Source organism: Streptomyces sp. iso_384, assembly GCF_056172905.1.
In genome coordinates this window covers 5,458,601-5,476,109 of record NZ_JBWBTT010000001.1, presented here as the reverse complement: position 1 = coordinate 5,476,109, position 17,509 = coordinate 5,458,601, and the positions used below count along the sequence as shown (strand labels likewise).

At 72.5% G+C, this 17,509-nt stretch carries 16 protein-coding genes; 13 read left to right on the top strand and 3 right to left on the bottom strand.

Going from position 1 to position 17,509, the window contains the following annotated elements; genetic code table 11:
* Positions 1 to 203: 203 nt before the first annotated feature.
* The 3 genes from AC0VY3_RS24560 (at position 204) to AC0VY3_RS24550 (ending at position 4,628) form a co-directional block, all read left to right on the top strand.
* Positions 204 to 1,031 (top strand): enoyl-CoA hydratase family protein, encoded by an 828-nt coding sequence (locus tag AC0VY3_RS24560; RefSeq protein WP_103509302.1) that lies wholly within the window; start codon positions 204 to 206, stop codon positions 1,029 to 1,031.
* Between the two features lie 2 nt (positions 1,032 to 1,033).
* Positions 1,034 to 3,355 carry a bifunctional salicylyl-CoA 5-hydroxylase/oxidoreductase gene (locus tag AC0VY3_RS24555; RefSeq protein WP_475550609.1) on the top strand — a complete coding sequence of 774 codons (2,322 nt, stop codon included), beginning with the start codon at positions 1,034 to 1,036 and terminating at the stop codon, positions 3,353 to 3,355.
* A gap of 694 nt (positions 3,356 to 4,049) precedes the next feature.
* Positions 4,050 to 4,628 (top strand): DM13 domain-containing protein, encoded by a 579-nt coding sequence (locus AC0VY3_RS24550; protein WP_103509300.1) that lies wholly within the window; start codon positions 4,050 to 4,052, stop codon positions 4,626 to 4,628.
* Between the two features lie 45 nt (positions 4,629 to 4,673).
* Here the strand turns inward: AC0VY3_RS24550 and AC0VY3_RS24545 are convergent, their stop codons facing one another.
* Together AC0VY3_RS24545 and AC0VY3_RS24540 are read right to left on the bottom strand one after the other, a co-directional pair.
* A complete protein-coding gene (locus AC0VY3_RS24545; RefSeq protein ID WP_103509299.1) occupies positions 4,674 to 5,495 on the bottom strand; it encodes a PaaX family transcriptional regulator in 822 nt (273 codons plus the stop codon).
* Positions 5,496 to 5,504: 9 nt separating this feature from the next.
* Positions 5,505 to 7,199: an AMP-binding protein gene (locus AC0VY3_RS24540; RefSeq protein WP_242742806.1), complete on the bottom strand. Its 1,695-nt coding sequence runs from the start codon at positions 7,197 to 7,199 to the stop codon at positions 5,505 to 5,507.
* Positions 7,200 to 7,396: 197 nt separating this feature from the next.
* On the opposite strand from AC0VY3_RS24540, the gene AC0VY3_RS24535 reads away from it, so the two are divergent.
* From AC0VY3_RS24535 to AC0VY3_RS24490, 10 genes are all read left to right on the top strand, one after another.
* Positions 7,397 to 8,602, top strand: coding sequence for an acyl-CoA dehydrogenase family protein (locus tag AC0VY3_RS24535; RefSeq protein WP_381793769.1), 1,206 nt, complete (start codon positions 7,397 to 7,399; stop codon positions 8,600 to 8,602).
* Positions 8,599 to 9,000: a RidA family protein gene (locus tag AC0VY3_RS24530; RefSeq protein ID WP_475550608.1), complete on the top strand. Its 402-nt coding sequence runs from the start codon at positions 8,599 to 8,601 to the stop codon at positions 8,998 to 9,000. Before AC0VY3_RS24535 ends, AC0VY3_RS24530 begins: the two co-directional genes overlap by 4 nt.
* Before the next feature lie 84 nt (positions 9,001 to 9,084).
* On the top strand, positions 9,085 to 9,516 hold the full coding sequence (locus tag AC0VY3_RS24525; protein WP_103509295.1) for a (4Fe-4S)-binding protein: 432 nt from the start codon (positions 9,085 to 9,087) through the stop codon (positions 9,514 to 9,516).
* A gap of 140 nt (positions 9,517 to 9,656) precedes the next feature.
* A complete protein-coding gene (locus AC0VY3_RS24520) occupies positions 9,657 to 12,560 on the top strand; it encodes a Na+/H+ antiporter subunit A (protein WP_475550607.1) in 2,904 nt (967 codons plus the stop codon).
* The gene (locus AC0VY3_RS24515; protein ID WP_103509293.1) at positions 12,557 to 13,174 is read left to right on the top strand and encodes a Na(+)/H(+) antiporter subunit C; all 618 of its coding nucleotides are present in this window, start codon (positions 12,557 to 12,559) and stop codon (positions 13,172 to 13,174) included. Before AC0VY3_RS24520 ends, AC0VY3_RS24515 begins: the two co-directional genes overlap by 4 nt.
* Entirely contained in the window at positions 13,171 to 14,823 is a 1,653-nt protein-coding gene (locus tag AC0VY3_RS24510) for a Na+/H+ antiporter subunit D (RefSeq protein ID WP_475550606.1), read from the top strand. The genes AC0VY3_RS24515 and AC0VY3_RS24510 overlap by 4 nt, the downstream gene beginning before the upstream one ends.
* On the top strand, positions 14,820 to 15,449 hold the full coding sequence (locus AC0VY3_RS24505) for a Na+/H+ antiporter subunit E (protein WP_103509291.1): 630 nt from the start codon (positions 14,820 to 14,822) through the stop codon (positions 15,447 to 15,449). The genes AC0VY3_RS24510 and AC0VY3_RS24505 overlap by 4 nt, the downstream gene beginning before the upstream one ends.
* Entirely contained in the window at positions 15,446 to 15,781 is a 336-nt protein-coding gene (locus AC0VY3_RS24500) for an MrpF/PhaF family protein (protein WP_103509290.1), read from the top strand. Before AC0VY3_RS24505 ends, AC0VY3_RS24500 begins: the two co-directional genes overlap by 4 nt.
* On the top strand, positions 15,778 to 16,131 hold the full coding sequence (mnhG, locus tag AC0VY3_RS24495) for a monovalent cation/H(+) antiporter subunit G (RefSeq protein WP_103509289.1): 354 nt from the start codon (positions 15,778 to 15,780) through the stop codon (positions 16,129 to 16,131). Before AC0VY3_RS24500 ends, mnhG begins: the two co-directional genes overlap by 4 nt.
* A 90-nt stretch (positions 16,132 to 16,221) precedes the next feature.
* Complete coding sequence (locus tag AC0VY3_RS24490; RefSeq protein WP_475550605.1) at positions 16,222 to 16,956, top strand: CDP-alcohol phosphatidyltransferase family protein; 735 nt, start codon at positions 16,222 to 16,224, stop codon at positions 16,954 to 16,956.
* On the opposite strand, the gene AC0VY3_RS24485 is transcribed toward AC0VY3_RS24490, so the two are convergent.
* Positions 16,925 to 17,374: an FAD synthase family protein gene (locus AC0VY3_RS24485; RefSeq protein ID WP_030079843.1), complete on the bottom strand. Its 450-nt coding sequence runs from the start codon at positions 17,372 to 17,374 to the stop codon at positions 16,925 to 16,927. The two genes, AC0VY3_RS24490 and AC0VY3_RS24485, sit on opposite strands and share 32 nt — an antisense overlap.
* Positions 17,375 to 17,509 lie beyond the last annotated feature (135 nt).

Here is a 17,509-nt window from a genome sequence, read left to right as displayed (position 1 = left end):
GACTTCCTGGATTCAACCTTACGAACCGCTCCGGTCCAGCCATAGAGGCGGTCGGCCGGAGCAAAGGGGACTTTCGCCACAACAGTCTCATGGATGCAGTATTGCGACCTCGTGACGGCAGTCACGTATGAGTGATAACTTCGGAGGCGGAACGCGACCCGCGCACGGCCGGCACCAGCCCGATCGCTGAAGGGGACCCCTCCATGAGCCCGTTTCCCAGCTCCGCCCCGAGCACCGAGGAATGGCGATATCTGCGGCTGACCCGGGACGACGGTGTGGTGACCGTCACATTCGACCGGCCCGAGAAGCTCAACGCGCTCACCTTCGGCGCCTACGCGGATCTGCGCGACCTCCTCGCCGAACTCTCCCGGGAACGTTCCGTCCGCGCCCTCGTCCTCGCCGGTGAGGGGCGCGGCTTCTGCTCCGGCGGAGACGTGGACGAGATCATCGGCGCCACCCTGGCCATGGACACCGCCCAGCTCCTCGACTTCAACCGGATGACCGGGCAGGTCGTCCGAGCCCTGCGGGAGTGCCCCTTCCCCGTCGTCGCCGCCGTCCACGGGGTCGCGGCGGGCGCCGGCGCCGTCCTGGCCCTCGCCGCCGACTTCCGGGTCGCCGACCCCTCGGCCCGCTTCGCCTTCCTCTTCACCCGGGTCGGCCTCTCCGGCGGCGACATGGGCGCGGCCTATCTGCTGCCCCGGGTCGTCGGCCTCGGCCACGCCACCCGGCTCCTGATGCTCGGGGATGCCGTCCGCGCCCCCGAGGCGGAGCGCATCGGCCTGATCAGCGAGCTGGCCGAGGAGGGAAAGGCCGACGAGCGCGCCGCCGAGCTGGCCCGCCGCCTCGCCGACGGCCCCGCCCTCGCCCTCGCCCAGACCAAGGCCCTGCTCACCGCCGAGCTGGACATGCCGCTGGCCGCCTCCGTCGAGCTGGACGCCAACACCCAGGCCCTCCTGATGCACGGCGAGGACTACGCCGAGTTCCACGCCGCCTTCACCGAGAAGCGGCCGCCGAAGTGGCAGGGGCGGTAGCCGTGCCGGCCCCAGGAGCGACCCGGCGCCCGGACGCCGCCGTGCCGGACCGCGTGCGGCGCATCGCGGTCATCGGCGGCGGCCCCGGCGGGCTCTACGCCGCGGCCCTCCTCAAGCGCCTCGACCCGGACCGCGAGGTCACCGTCTTCGAGCGCAACGCCCCCGACGACACCTTCGGCTTCGGCGTCGTCCTCTCCGACGAGACCCTCGGCGGCATCGAACACGCCGACCCCGAGGTCTACCGGGCGCTGAGCCGCGAGTTCGTCCGCTGGGACACCATCGACATCGTCCACCGCGGCCGCACCCACACCTCCGGCGGTCACGGCTTCGCCGCCCTCGGCCGCCGCAGGCTCCTGGAGATCCTGCACGAACGCTGCGCCGGCCTCGGCGTCGACCTCCGCTTCCGCACCGTGGCCCCGCCCGCCGCCGAGCTGGCCGCCCACCACGACCTGGTCATCGCCGCCGACGGGGTGCACAGCGCCACCCGCGCCGCGCACGCCGACGCCTTCGGCCCCAGCATCACCGGGCACCGCAACCGCTACATCTGGCTCGCCGCCGACTTCGCGCTCGACGCCTTCCGCTTCGAGATCGCCGAAACCCCGTACGGCGTCATGCAGTTGCACGGCTACCCGTACGCGGCGGACGCCTCCACCGTCATCGTCGAGATGCGCGAGGAGGTATGGCGCGCCGCCGGGCTCGACACCTGTGACGCGGCCGAATCCACCGCCCGCTGCGCCAAGTTCTTCACCGAGGCCCTGGACGGCCGCCCCCTCCACGGCAACCGGTCCTCCTGGCTCGCCTTCCGTACGGTCAGCAACTCCCGCTGGTCCCAGGGCAACACGGTGCTCATCGGCGACGCGGCCCACACCGCCCACTTCTCGATCGGCTCCGGCACCAAGCTCGCCGTCGAGGACGCCCTGGCGCTGGCCGCCTGCGTCGAGGAACAGCCGGACCTGCCGGCGGCGCTGGCCGCGTACGAGGCCGAGCGCCGCCCGGTCGTCGCCTCCACCCAGCGCGCCGCGGCCGCCAGCCTGCGCTGGTTCGAGGAGCTGGCCACCTATGTGGAACAGCCGCCCCGGCGCTTCGCGTTCAACCTGCTCACCCGCAGCCGCCGGGTCACCCACGACAACCTGCGGCTGCGCGACGCCTCGTTCACCGCCGCCGTGGAGGAGGAGTTCGGCTGCCCGCCCGGCACCCCGCCGATGTTCACCCCGCTGCGGCTGCGCGGCCTGGAGCTGCGCAACCGCGTCGTCGTCTCGCCCATGGACATGTACTCGGCCACCGACGGACTCCCGGGCGACTTCCACCTCGTCCACCTCGGCGCCCGCGCGCTCGGCGGCGCCGGGCTCATCATGACGGAGATGGTCTGCGTCAGCCCCGAGGGCCGCATCACACCCGGCTGCACCGGTCTGTGGGCCGACGAACAGGCCACCGCCTGGCGGCGGATCACCGACTTCGTCCACACCTCGGCGCCCGGCACCGCCATCGGCGTCCAGCTCGGCCACTCCGGCCGCAAGGGCTCCACCAAGCTGATGTGGGAGGGCATCGACCAGCCCCTGGAGAGCGGCAACTGGCCCCTGAAGGCCGCCTCTTCGCTCCCGTACGTGCCCGGCGTCAACCAGGTCCCGGCGGAGCTGGACCGGGCCGGACTGGACGCCGTCCGTGAGCAGTTCGTGGCGGCGGCCCGGCGCGCCGCGAGCAGCGGCTTCGACCTCCTCGAACTCCACTGCGCCCACGGCTATCTGCTCTCCGGCTTCCTCTCCCCGCTCACCAACCACCGCACCGACGCCTACGGCGGATCACTGGCGGACCGGCTCCGCTTCCCCCTCGAAGTCTTCGACGCCGTGCGCGAAGTCTGGCCGCAGGAACGGCCGATGACCGTCCGGATCTCCGCCACCGACTGGGCCGAGGGCGGCACCGGAGCGGCCGACGCCATCACGATCGCCCGCGCCTTCGCCGAGCACGGGGCCGACGCCATCGACGTCTCCACCGGCCAGGTAGTGCCCGAGGAGCGCCCCGAGTACGGCCGCTCCTACCAGACCCCGTACGCCGACCGGATCCGCAACACCGTGGACGTCCCCGTCATCGCGGTCGGCGCGATCTCCTCCTGGGACGACGTCAACTCCCTGCTCCTGGCGGGCCGCGCCGACCTCTGTGCCCTGGCCCGCCCCCATCTGTACGACCCGCACTGGACCCTCCACGCGGCGGCCGAACAGGGCTACGGCGGACCGGGCGCGCCCTGGCCGCTCCCGTACGGCGCGGGCAGCCGCACCCCGCCCACCGGCCGCACCGACGCACCGAAGCCCCGGCTCACGCTGGGCTGACCAGGCACGTGTGACAGAGGCGCGGTGCGGCGCGCCGTGGTGGCCCTCGCGGTATCCGGCGGCGAGCCGCTCCAGCAGGCCGGCCAGCTCCTCGGCCTCCTCCCGCGACCGCGGGGTGGCGTCGGCGAACCCCCGCACCTGGGGCCTTTCGTTTGGATCAGGCCGGGCTCGCGGGGGCCGGCACACACATCTGCGGCGTTGTCGTCAGTCGCCGATGCTCCGCAGTGACTCCCTCCTCCGCCTTGCAGCTGCACGCACCGGCCCCCGCTCCCTGATCCAGCCTGATCCAAACGAAAGGCCCCGCGCCACCAGCCGAGCACGGGATCGCCCGCACCGAAGTGATGTGCGCCGGAACGCTTCAGCCGCTCGGTGACCGTCAGCGCCACCGTGTGCTCGACCGGCCGCGCGGCGAGCGAGGCGCCGGCCGAGGCGAGGAACCTGTCGACATCGTCGGTGAAGGTCCAGGTCATGCCTCATCCTGCCCGGGGGCGGGCGGCCGGGGCACCCGGATTTCCCTCCGCTGCGGCCCCACCCCGTGCGAACAGCTCCCCGGCGTCCCGTCCCGCGGTCGGCGGCGGCGTTGCCGTAAGACTCTCGTCATGTGGAAGTGATCGCCGCGGGCGGGGCCGGCCGTATTGAATGGGAGTCCGGAGCCGGTGGAGCTGACCGGCCCAGATGAGCGGAGGGGCACAGGATGGGGCGGGTGCGGGGAATGCTGACGCGGCCGATGGTCGCAGGGGCTCTTGTGGTGGCCGTGGCACTGGTGGGGGTGGGGCTCTACTGGTTCAAGCCGTGGACACTCTGGCAGGACGACACCGTTCAGGAAGCCCTGCCCGAAGTGACGGCCGCGGAGTCCGCTGACACCTCCGCGGGCCGGTCGGCGACGCCGCAGAAGGCTCCCGGCCCCGAACGGGCCGCGCCGGTGACCGTGGCCTCCGGCGATCTGATCAGCCATGAGCACGCCACCTCCGGCACGGTGGAGTTGCTGCGGCTCGCCGACGGTTCGCACATCGTGAGGCTGGAGAACCTCGACACCAGCAACGGCCCGGATCTCAGGGTGTGGCTGACCGATGCACCGGTGAAGGAGGGGCGGGCCGGGTGGTTCGTCTTCGATGACGGGCTCCATGAGAGCCTCGGCGAGCTGAAGGGCAACAAGGGATCCCACAACTACCGGCTGCCCGCCGGCCTCGACCCGGCGGACTTCACCAGCGTCAGTATCTGGTGCGACCGGTTCAACGTCTCCTTCGGCGCTGCCGAGCTGGTCCGCGTCTGACAGCCGACGCGCTCGTCCGTTCCACGCGTGAGGGCTGCCTCGCCCTCACTCCCTCACGAAGAGCTCCCCGGCGTCCCGCAGCCGCTCGTGCAGCCGGCCGAACACCTCCGCCGACCGGCCGCCCGGCCAGTCCGCGGGCAGCAGCTCCGGCGGCAGACCCGGGTCCGCGTACGGGAGTTGCCGCCAGGAGTCCAGCGCCAGCAGATAGTCCCGGTAGGCGGTCTGCGGGCGGGGTTCGTCGTCGGCGTCCCCGGCCGCCTCCCAGTCCCGCAGCACCGGCTCGTGCAGTTCCAGGAAGTCGTGGTGCAGGCGAGCCACCGCACCCAGGTCCCACCAGCGGGCGACCGCCTCGCGGGTGGCGGCGAAGCCGAGGTGCTCGCCGCGGAACAGATCGACGTACGGGGCGAGTTCGAGCCGTTCCAGGGTGTGCCGGGTCTCCTCGTACAGACCGGCCGGGGCGATCCACACCCCGGGCGCGGCCGTGCCGAAGCCGAGGCGGGCCAGCCGGGAGCGCAGCAGATGGCGCTTGCTGCGCTCCGCCTCGGGCACGGAGAACACCGCGAGCACCCAGCCGTCGGCGAGCCGTGGTGCGGGGTGCCGGTAGATCCGCCGGTCGCCGTCGTCCAGCAGCTGCCGGGCGTCCGGCGACAGCGCGTAGCCCGCCGAGCCGTCCCCGGCCCGGGCGGCCACCAGCAGCCCGCGCCGCTTCAGCCGCGAGACGCAGGACCGTACGGACGGGGCGTCGACGCCCACCGCGTGCAGCAGGCGGATCAGCTCCGACACCGCGAACGGCGAACCGTCCGCCGGACGGCCGTAGGCGCCGTAGAGCGTGATGATCAGGGAGCGGGGGGTGCGCAGCTCGGCCACGTGATCACTCTAGGGGGTGTCTTCCCGGAGCAGGAACCGCTGGAGTTTGCCGGTCGCGGTGCGTGGCAGCGACTCCTCGAACACGAAGACGCGCGGGCACTTGTGCGGGGCCAGATGGGCCTTCATATGGGCGCGCAGCGAGTCGGCCGTCTGCTTGGAGCCCTCCGTCAGGACCACATGCGCCACCACGATCTCGCCGCGCAGTTCGTCCGCCCGGCCCACCACGGCGGCCTCCGCGACCTCCGGATGGCGCAGCAGGGCGTCCTCCACCTCGGGGCCCGCGATGTTGTAGCCGGAGGAGATGATCATGTCGTCGGCGCGGGCCACGTAGCGGAAGTAGCCGTCCGGTTCACGGACGAAGGTGTCGCCGGTCAGATTCCAGCCGTGTCGGACGTACTCCGTCTGCCGGGGGTCGGCGAGATAGCGGCAGCCGACCGGGCCGCGCACGGCGAGCAGGCCCGCCTCGCCGTCGGGCAGTTCGTCGCCGTGTTCGTCCACCACCCGGGCCTGCCAGCCCGGCACGGGCACCCCCGTCATGCCCGGCCGGATCGCGTCATCGGCCGCCGAGATGAAGATGTGCAGCAGTTCGGTGGCGCCGATGCCGTTGATGATGCGCAGCCCCGTCGCCTCGTACCAGGCCTGCCAGGTCGCCGCCGGGAGGTTCTCCCCGGCCGACACACAGCGGCGCAGCGCCGAGAGGTCGTGGCCGTTCAGCTGACCGAGCATCGTGCGGTAGGCCGTCGGCGCGGTGAACAGCACCGAGACCCGGTGCCGGGCCAGCGCGGGCAGCAGTTGCTTCGGGCCCGCCTGTTCCAGCAGCAGCGTGGACGCCCCGGCCCGCAGCGGGAAGACCAGCAGCCCGCCCAGGCCGAAGGTGAAGCCCAGCGGCGGGCTGCCCGTGAACACGTCGTCGGCCGAGGGCCGCAGCACCTGGGCGGAGAAGGTGTCGGCGATGGCCAGCAGGTCCCGGTGGAGGTGCATACAGCCCTTGGGGCGCCCGGTCGTACCCGAGGTGAACGCGATGAGCGCGACCTCGTCGGCGGCCGTGTCCACCGCGCGGTACGGGCCGGAGCCGGAGTGCGCGGCGGCCAGTCGGGTGAGGTCCGCGGTTCCGTCCCCGCCGAACACGGTGACCCGCAGACCGGCCACGTCCGCCTCCGTCAGATCCGCCGTCGACCGGGCGTCGCACAGGGCGTGGCTGATCCGCGCCAGTGAGCAGATGGTGGCCAGCTCACTCGCGCGGGCCTGCGCCAGTACGGTGACGGCGATCGCGCCCGCCTTCATGACGGCGAGCCAGCAGGCGGCCAGCCAGGGCGTGGTCGGCCCGCGCAGCAGCACCCGGTTGCCCGGTACGACGCCCAGGTCCTCCGTCAGCACATGGGCGACGCGGTCCACGGTCTCCCGCAGTGCGCCGTAGCTCCAGACGGTTCCGTCGCCGGAACGCAGGGCGGGGCGGTCGGCGCCGTACTCCTCGACGGTGCGGTCCAGCAGTTCGTGCCCGCAGTTCAGCCGGTCGGGGTAGTGCGGCGCCGGATCGTCCAGGAGGAGTTCCGGCCACTGGTCCGGCGGTGGGAGATGGTCGCGCGCGAAGGTGTCGATGTGGGCGCCGGTGGCGCGACCGGCCGGCTCGTGAGGCGCGCCGGGGACGCGTACGGACGCGTCGGCGGCGGCTGTGGGCGTGTTCGGCGAGGAATTCGGCTCCATGAAGGATCGCCCCCTTGTCGCCTCTGGAGCGTATCGTTTGGGTGACGGTAGTCAACGGTCCGCGATAAGACATGAGCCAACGGTCCGCGATGAGACATGACGTGCGGTGCACAAGGGCATGACGTGCGATGCAACGCGACGAGCTGCCGCGCGACGCGACAGGACGCGCGAAACGACGCGACAAGAGAGGCGCCGCCATGACGGCATTCTCCCTCGAACCGGAACAAACCGCCTGGTGCGAGGAGCTGCGCACCCTCGCCGCACAGGAGCTGCGACCACTGGCGGAGAAGGGCGAGCCCGGCCACGTCAACCGCCCGCTGCTGGCCGCCCTGGGCGAGCTGGGCCTGCTGGAACGGATGTTCGGCTCCGGGGCTCTTGATCTGTGCCTGCTCCGCGAGTCCCTGGCCCGGGGCTGCACCGAGGCCGAGACCGCGCTCGCCCTCCAGGGGCTCGGCACCACCCCGATCGTCCAGGCGGGCACCCCCGCCCACCGCGAGCGCTGGCTCCCCGAGGTCCGGGCCGGGCGGGCCGTCGCCGCGTTCGCGCTGAGCGAGCCGGGCGCGGGCTCCGACGCGGCGGCCCTGAGCCTGGCCGCCGAGCACACCCCGGCCGGCTGGGCGCTCACGGGCGAGAAGTGCTGGATCTCCAACGCCCCCGAGGCCGACTTCGCCGTGGTCTTCGCCCGGACGACCCCCGGCGCGGGCTCCCGGGGCATCACCGCGTTCCTGGTCCCGTCCGACCGGCCAGGACTCACCGGCTCCGCCCTCGACATGCTCTCCCCGCACCCCATCGGCACCCTGGAGTTCGACGGCGTACCGGTCACCGCCGACGACGTCCTCGGCGAGCCCGACCGGGGCTTCCGGGTCGCCATGAACACCCTCAACCTCTTCCGGCCCAGCGTCGGGGCCTTCGCCGTCGGGATGGCCCGCGCCGCCCTCGACGCGACCCTGGAGCACACCGCCCACCGCACCGCGTTCGGCGGTCCGCTGAGCGACCTCCAGGCCGTCTCGCACCAGGTCGCCGAGATGGCCACCCGCACCGAGGCGGCCCGCCTGTTGGTGTACGCGGCGGCCGCCGCGTACGACGCGGGGGAGAGCGGGGTGCCGCGCCGCGCGGCGATGGCCAAGCTGTACGCCACCGAGACCGCGCAGTACGTCGTCGACGCCGCCGTCCAACTGCACGGCGCCCGGGCCCTGCGCCGGGGCCATCTGCTCGAACACCTCTACCGCGAGGTCCGCGCGCCGCGCATCTACGAGGGCGCCAGCGAGGTGCAGCGCACCATCATCGCCAAGGAGCTGTACGCGAACGCCGCACAGCGGCCCGGCCCCCACGAACCGCCCGCCCCAGCGCCTGAACCCCCCGCCCAGCAGCCCGCGTCCCCGACCCAGGAGCCGCCCGCATGAGTCCGTCCCACCGGATCAACCCGGCCGAACTCCCCCCGCCCACCGGCTTCTCGCACGCCGTCGTCGCCACCGGCGGGCATCTGGTCTTCCTCGCCGGGCAGACCGCGCTCGACGCGGACGGCAAGGTCGTCGGGGCCACGCTGCCCGACCAGTTCGCCGTCGCACTGGGCAATCTGCTCACCGCCCTCCACGCGGCCGGCGGCGCCCCCGCCGACCTCGCCCGGGTCACCGTCTACGCCACCGACGTCGCCGACTACCGCTCTCACGCGGCCGAGCTGGGCCGGATCTGGCGCAGGCTCGCGGGGCGCGACTACCCGGCGATGGCGGTCATCGGGGTGGCCCGGCTCTGGGACGAGCAGGCGATGGTCGAGATCGACGGGGTCGCGGTCCTGCCGTGAGGCCCCGGCCCCCGAGTGGCGGCGGCGCGGCGGCGGGGTGAGGCTGAACGGGTCCGGATACCGACCCGCCCAGGAGAGTCAGCGGTGCCCAGCCAGCCGCCCCCGCGCCCCGCCGCCCGGTCCTACGACGGCGAGGGCATCGTCGTGGGCTTCGACGCGCACCGCTGTCTGCACGCCGCCGAGTGCGTGAGCGGGCTCCCCGCCGTCTTCGACGTCGGCCGCCGCCCGTGGGTCCAGCCCGACAACGCCTCCGCCGACGAGGTCGCCGACGTCATCCACCGCTGCCCGAGCGGCGCCCTCCAGTACCACCGCACCGACGGCATGCCCGACGAGGTCCCCGACGTCCCCACCCATGTGTCGCTGCACGCCGACGGGGTGCTCCACCTGCGTGGCGACCTCGAAGTCGCCACCCCGTACGGCCCCCGCCACGAGACCCGGGTGATGCTCTGCGGCTGCGGCGCCACCGGCAACACGCCGTACTGCGACCACAGCGGCCCCTGCGCCAAGCACGGCTGAGCCGGTCCGCGCGACCGGGCCCCGGACACAGCGGCCGGGAGGTGCGCGGCGCGCCGGTCGGGTGAACCGGACTGAGGGATATATCTGTATTTAGTGCCCTTTATTCCGGATGCCCCGCCGCCCGACCCGGACACCCCGCTGTGATCGCGCTCATCGTCGCCCACTTCGCGCTGGCGGCCTGCGCGGGCCCGCTGGTGCACCGGCTCGGCCGACGGGCCTTCGTCGTGCTCGCGCTGCCCCCGGCCGCCGCGACCGTCTGGGCCTTCACCCGCTGGAGCACCGCCGCCTCCGGAGCCGCGGACACCTGGACCTGGGAGTGGATCCCGGACTACGGGGTCGCCCTCGGCCTCCGCCTGGACGCGCTGTCCGAGCTGATGGTGCTGCTCGCCGCCGGGGTCGGCGCACTCGTCCTGCTCTACTGCGCCTCCTACTTCACCGACGACACCCCGCAACTGGGCCGCTTCGCCGGAAACCTCCTCGCCTTCGCCGGGGCGATGCTCGCCCTGGTCCTCGCCGACGACCTGATCACGCTCTATGTGTTCTGGGAGCTGACCACGGTCTTCTCCTATCTGCTGATCGGCCACGGCAGCGAACACCGGCACAGCCGCCGCTCCGCCCTCCAGGCTCTCGTCGTCACCACCTTCGGCGGCCTCGCCATGCTCGTCGGCTTCCTGATCCTCGGCCAGGCGGCGGGCACCTACCGGATCTCCGCGATCCTCGCCGATCCGCCCGAGACGACGCTCGCCGTGTCGATCGCCGTCGTCCTGGTGCTCTGCGGGGCCCTGTCGAAGTCCGCGATCTGGCCGTTCTCCATGTGGCTGCCCAACGCCATGGCGGCGCCGACCCCCGTCAGCGCCTATCTGCACGCCGCCGCGATGGTCAAGGCCGGGGTGTACCTGGTCGCCCGGCTCGCCCCCGCCTTCGCCGACGTCCCCGTCTGGAAACCCGTCGTCATCGTCCTGGGCGGCGCGACCATGCTGCTCGGCGGCTGGCGGGCGCTGCGCCTGAACGACCTCAAGCTCGTCCTGGCCTACGGGACCGTCAGCCAGCTCGGCTTCCTCACCCTGCTCGCCGGGACCGGCAACCGCAACGCCGCGCTCGCCGCCGTCGCGATGATCCTCGGACACGCCCTCTTCAAGGCCCCGCTGTTCCTCGTCACCGGCATCGTCGACCACGCCGCCGGCACCCGTGATCTGCGGGAGCTCTCCGGGGTCGGCCGCTCGCTGCCGTACGTCGCCGGGGTCGCCGTACTCGCCGCCGCCTCCATGGCCGCCCTGCCGCCGCTGCTCGGTTTCGCCGCGAAGGAGGCCGCGTTCGAGGCCCTGCTGCACGGCTCCGCCGCCGACCGGTGGGCGCTGGGCGTCGTCGTCGCGGGCTCCGCGCTGACCACCGCGTACACCCTGCGGTTCGTCTGGGGCGCGTTCGCCCGCAAGCGCGGCGTCCCCGACACCCCCGTCCACTCCGTCGGCCGGGCCTTCCTCGCACCGCCCGCCCTGCTCGCCGTCCTCGGCCTGGTCCTCGGCCCCGGCGTCGGCTGGACCGACCGGCTGCTGGGCGCGTACGCCGACACGTTCCCGCCCGAACCGGACCCGTACCACCTCGCCCTCTGGCACGGATTCGGCCTCGCGCTGCTCCTGTCGGCGCTCGCCTGGGCCGCGGGCACCGTGCTCTTCCTCGGGCGCGCCCGGGTCAACCGGCTCTCGCGGCGGATCGCCTGGCCCACCGCCGACAGCGTCTTCGGCCATCTGCTGCTCGGGCAGGAACGTCTCGCCCTGCAGGTCACCGGCTTCATCCAGCGAGGCTCGCTCTCGGTGTACCTGGCCACCACCCTGCTCGTCATGCTCGGCGGCCAGCTCGCCGTCCTCCTGGTCGACACCCCCTGGGACGGGGCCGTACGCCCCCGGGTCTGGGACAACCCGCTCCAGGGCGCGGTCGCCGCCCTGACCTGTGCCGCCGCTCTGCTCTGTCTGACGGTGCGCCGGCGCATGAAGGCCGTCGTCCTGGCCGGGCTGACCGGATACGGCACCGCGCTGCTCTTCGTCGTCCAGGGAGCGCCCGACCTGGCGCTCACCCAGTTCTGCATGGAGACCGTCGCGATGATCGTGTTCGTGCTGGTGCTGCGCCGGATGCCCGTCCACTTCCAGGAGACCGTGAGCACCTGGCGGCGGGCCACCCGCGTCCCCGTCGCCCTCGCGGCGGCGGCCACCGTCGGCGTCGGGATGTGGGTCGCCGCCGCCGCGCGCACCGCCCCGCCGGCCGGCGCCGCCATGGTCCAGGAGGTCGCCGACCACGGGTACAAGGACGTCGTCGCGACGATCCTCGTCGACCTGCGCGCCTGGGACACGATGGGGGAGTCCGCGGTGCTCGCCGCCGCCGCGGTCGGTGTCACCAGCCTCATCTATCTGCACCGCCGCAGCGAGGGCACCATGGCCCAGGAGGAGTTGCGGGGCCGCACCGCCTGGTCCCTCTCGGCGCACCACTCCTCCCGACTGCCGGTCGGCGACGAGGCCGCCCCCGAACGCAGCTGGCTGGCCGCCGGAGCCACCCTCGCCCCCGAGCACCGCTCGATCGTCTTCGAAGTGGTGGCCCGGCTGCTGTTCCACCCGATCCTGGTGCTCTCGGTCTATCTGCTGTTCTGCGCCGAGTCCCTGCCCGGCGGCGGCTTCGTCGCCGGACTCGTCGCCGGGGTCGCCCTGATCACCCGCTATCTGGCGGGCGGCCGCTTCGAACTCGCCGAGGCGGCACCCCTGCAGCCCGGACTCTTCACCGGACTCGGCCTCTTCATCTCCACCGGCGTCGGCCTCATCGGACTCGCGGAAGGCACCGTCCTGCACGCGTTCACGTACTACGGACATCTGCCGGTCTTCGGCAAATACCACCTGAGCACCTCGGTCCTCTTCGACTTCGGCGTCTATCTGCTGGTCCTCGGCGTCGTCCTGGACATCGTGCGGGCCCTCGGCGCCAAGGTCGACCGGCAGATCGAACGGGCGGCGGGCGTCCTCACCCCCGACGGCGGCCCCGAGGCGGGAGGGCCCCGGCGATGATCGTCAGTGCTTCGCTCATCGCCACCGCCGTCGTGCTCTGCGCCGTCGGCGGCATCCTCATGCTCACCCGCCCGCTGACCCGCATCCTGCTCGGCGCCGTCGTCCTCAGCAACGGCATCAACCTGCTGGTGCTCTCCTCCACCGGCCGGGCCGGCGCCGCCCCGCTGCTGTACGGGGTGTCCCTCAGCCGGGTCACCGACCCGCTGCCGCAGGCCATCGCGCTGACCGCCATCGTCATCACCCTGGCCACCACCGCGTTCCTGCTGGCCATGGCCTACCGCAGCCACCAGATCACCGGCACCGACGAGGTCCACGACGACCTGGAGGACCGGCGCATCGTGCTGCGCGCCGAAGTCCTCGGCGAACGGGACCAGTTGCGTGAGCAGTTCCGGTCGGGCGCCGAACCCACCGCCGAGGAGCGCGAACGCTACCGGGAGGAGCGCCGCCGGCTCCGCGACCGGCTCCGCGCCGACCGCGCCCGCCAGGCCCGGGGCCGCGACGCCTCCGGCAACCTGTGGAACGACGTGCTGGGCGCGGACCCCGAGGACTACGCACGCGACGGCGACGCCAAGGCGGACGACCGCTACCCCCGTGACCGAGGAGCCGACGGATGAACGCGCTCGTCCCGCTGCCGGTGCTGCTGCCGCTGTGCGCCACCGGCCTGAGCCTGGCCTTCGGCACCCGGCTGGGGCGCTTCCAGCGCTTCATCAGCGTGGCCGTGCTCACCGCCGTCACCGCGCTCTCGGCGATCCTCATGGTCGCCGCCGACCGGCAGGGCCCGCTCTCCGTCCACCTCGGCGACTTCGCCCCGCCGCTCGGCATCACCCTGGTCGCCGACCGGCTGTCCGGACTGATGCTCACGGTCTCCTCGGCCGTCACGCTCTGCGTGCTCGTCTACTCCCTCGGCCAGGGCATGACCGACCGGGACAAGGAGACCCCGCTCGCCGTCTTCCACCCCGCCTATCTGATCCTCGTCGCCGGGGTCTCCTGCACCTTCCTCGCGGGCGACCTCGTCAACCTCTACGTCGGCTTCGAGATCATGCTGGTCGCCAGCTTCGTCCTGCTCACCCTCGGCGGCACCGGACCCCGGATGCGGGCGGGCTCCACGTACGTGATCATCTCGCTGTTCTCCTCGATGCTCTTCCTCACCGCCATCGCCATGACGTACGCGGCCACCGGCACCGCCAACTTCGGCCAGCTCGCGGTGCGGCTGGCCGACCTCCCCGTCGGCGTACAGACCCTGATCCAGGCGATGCTGCTGACCGTCTTCGCGATCAAGGCCGCCGTCTTCCCGCTCGCCGCCTGGCTCCCCGACTCCTACCCGACCGCCCCGGCCCCGGTGACCGCCGTCTTCGCCGGACTGCTCACCAAGGTCGGCGTCTACTGCATGCTGCGCAGCGAGACCCTCCTCTTCCCCGGCAACCGCCTCGGCGACCTCCTGATGGCCATCGCCCTGGCCTCGATGGTCATCGGCATCCTCGGCGCGGTCGCCCAGACCGACCTCAAGCGGCTGCTCTCCTTCACCCTGATCAGCCACATCGGCTACATGGTCTTCGGTATCGGCCTCGCCACCCGCGAGGCGTACGGCGGGGCCATCGTGTACGTCGCCCACCACATCACCGTCCAGACGACGCTGTTCCTCGTCGCCGGGCTCATCGAACGCCGGGGCGGCACCACGGAACTGACCCGGCTCGGCGGAATGGCCCGAGCGGCGCCGATGCTCGCCCTGCTGTTCTTCGTCCCGGCGATGAACCTCGCCGGGGTCCCGCCGTTGTCCGGCTTCATCGGCAAGCTCGGGCTGATGCGCGCGGGCGTCGCCGACGGCGGCGGCTGGGCCTGGGTCCTGGTGGCCGGCTCGGCCGCCACCAGCCTGCTGACGCTGTACGTGGTCGCCAAGGTCTGGAACCTCGCCTTCTGGCGGGCCGCCCCGCCCGGACAGGCCGCCGCAGGCACGGTCCTGGAGTCCGGCGACGACAGCGACGACGACAGCGACCCCGGTCCGGACGGGGTGTTCGGCACCGGCGACGAGGGCATCGGAGCCACGCCCCCGCCCGCCGGTCAGGCCGTCGCCGCGACCCTGCACGGACGAGCCGTCACCACCACCAGCCGACTGCCCGCCCCGATGATCGCTGCCACCGCCGCCACCATCGCGATCGGCCTCGCCTTCACCGTGTTCGCCGATCCGCTCACCGCCTTCACCGACCGCACGGCCGCCGAACTCCTCCAGCGGACCCCCTACATCCAGGAGGTGCTGGGACGGTGAGACGCATTCTGCGCTTCTCGTTCAGCAACGCCGATCTGCCGCCGTTGAGCTGTGAGTTCGGCACCCGCCGCCGACGGGTGATCGACCTGCCGCTGATCGCCTGGCTCACCGTCATCTGGGTCCTGCTCTGGTCGACGCTCACCTGGGCCAACGTCCTGACCGGCCTGGTCGTCTCGGTCCTCGTCTGCCTCGCCTTCCCGCTGCCCCGGGTCGACCTCGGACTGCGGCTCCACTTCTGGGGCATCGTGTGCCTGGCCGGCTATCTCTTCCACGACATGTACACCTCGGGGGTGAAGGTCACCCGGCAGATCTTCTTCGGCCTGCCGCACCGGGCCGCGGTCATCGGCGTCCCGCTGCGCTGCCGCAGCGACCTGATGCTCGCCGCCACCGCCGTCGCCGTCTCCAACGTCCCCGGCGGCTCCATCATCGAGGTGCGCCGGGCCACCGCCACCGTCTTCCTGCACGTCCTGGACGCCGACCGCCCCGAGGAGCTCGAAGCCGCCCGGCGCCAGGTCTGGCGGATCGAGGAACTGACCGTACGGGCCTTCGGCACCCCCGACGAGATCGCGAGGGTCGCCGAACCCCCGCCACCGCCCCAGCTCGCCGCCGGGAGGCCCGCACCATGACCGCACCCGAACAGGTCGACCGGATCCTGCTGACCACCGCCGTCGTGCTGATCCTCGTCGCCGGGGCGCTGCTGCTGGCCCGGATCTGGCGCGGCCCTTCCATGCTGGACCGGGCGATCTCGCTGGACGTCTGCGCCGCCCTGATCATCGCCGGGCTCGCCGCGAAGTCGGCGTTCGCGCGCGACCCGTTCTACTTCCCGATCATGCTGGTGCTGGCGTTCCTCGGATTCACCGGCTCGGTGGGCATCGCCCGCTTCATCGCCGTACGGGACCGGCCCCGCGGCAGGCCCCGCCACCCGCACCACGGCGACACCCAGGAGGGCCCGCAGTGAGTCTCTGGCTTCAGATCGTCGACACGGCCGGCGCCGTGCTGCTCCTCGTCGGCGCCGCGATCTGTCTGCTCGGGGTGATCGGCATGCTCCGGCTGCCCGACGTCCTCTCCCGCAGCCATGCGGCGACCAAGCCGCAGACCCTCGGCATGATCCTGGTGCTGGCCGGGGTCGCTCTGCGACTGCGTGGCGGCATGGAGCTCGCCACCCTCGCCCTCATCGCCTTCTTCCAGATGCTCACCGGGCCGGTGGCCTCGCACCTGGTGGCCCGGTCCGCGTACCGCACCGGCCAGGTCGAACACAGCGAGCTGCTCTTCGACGAACTCGACGAGCAGCTCACCGACGGGAAGTAAGCGCGTACTCGCACTCCGTCGCGGCCAAACACCCCACGGCTCCGGGCCCGCGTGCCATGATGCGGGCACTGCCGGACGCTGGGGGGCGTAGTGGGAAGCACGGGCACCGTGCTGCGCGAATTGCGCGGCGCACAGAAGAGCGCCAAGGGCGTCTCGCTCTACTCGCGGTACGTGAACCGGCCCGCCGGGCGGGTGCTCGCGGCCGGGGCTCATCGGGCGGGGATGACGCCCAATCAAGTAACTTTGACCAGTGCGCTGTTCACCTACGGTGCGCTGGCGTCGGTGGCGCTCGTCGAGCCGTCGTGGACGCTCGCCGTGCTGGTCTACGCGGCGCTCGCGATCGGCTTCGCCTTCGACTCCGCCGACGGGCAGCTCGCCCGGCTCACCGGGCGGGGCGGGCCGGACGGGGAGTGGCTGGACCATGTCGTCGACTGCGGGAAGCTGGTGCTCGTCCACACCGCCGTCCTGATCTCCTTCTACCGCTTCGGCGAACTGCCCTCGGAAGTTTGGCTGTTGCTGCCACTGGGCTTTCAGCTCGCCGCCGTGGTGACCTTCTGCGCGGGGCTGCTGCGCGAACAGCTGGGCAAGGCGGCGGCGAGCGCCCGGGGACCGTCCTGGGCGGCGCCCGCGGAGCGGGTGTCCCGGGTGCGGGCCGTGGCGCTGCTGCCCGCCGACTACGGCGTGTTCTGCCTGGTGTTCCTGCTGCTCGGCGCACCCGGGGCCTTCCGCGCCGGGTACGCCGCGCTCGCGGTGGTGCACACGCTGTTCCTGGCGGCCTTCCTCGCCAAGTGGTTCAGGGAGCTGAAAGCGCTCCGGGCCGGCTGACGAGCACGTCCAGCGCCCGGCGCAGCTGGGTGCTGGACGTGTGCACGGTGTACGGGAAGTAGACGACCTCCACGCCCACTTCGGCGAAGTCGCGCTCCAGCTTCTGGCCCTTCTCGGTGCCCCGCCAGTCGTCGCCCTTGAAGATCACGTCGAACCGGACCTGCTGCCAGGTCTCGACCTTGTCCGGCACGGTCTCCACGAACGCGGCGTCCACGAACCGCACGCTGCGGACGATCTCCAGTCGTTCGCGGAGCGGGATCATCGGCGTGTGCCCCTTGGCCAGGGCCGCCATCTCGTCCGACACGACCCCCGCGACCAGGTAGTCGCACTGACTGCGGGCGTGCCGCAGGATGTTGAGGTGCCCGACGTGGAACAGGTCGTACACCCCGGGTGCGTAACCCACCCTGTGCTGCACCATCCGTATCTCTCCCCCCACGGTGAACGTGATCCGGTGATGTTCCAACGACCATACTGTGAAGAACACTTGTGCAAGCCGTGAACGGATAAGCTCGGCAGGGGCTGTTCCCCGGTGGGGGCAGCGGTTGTCGTGGGG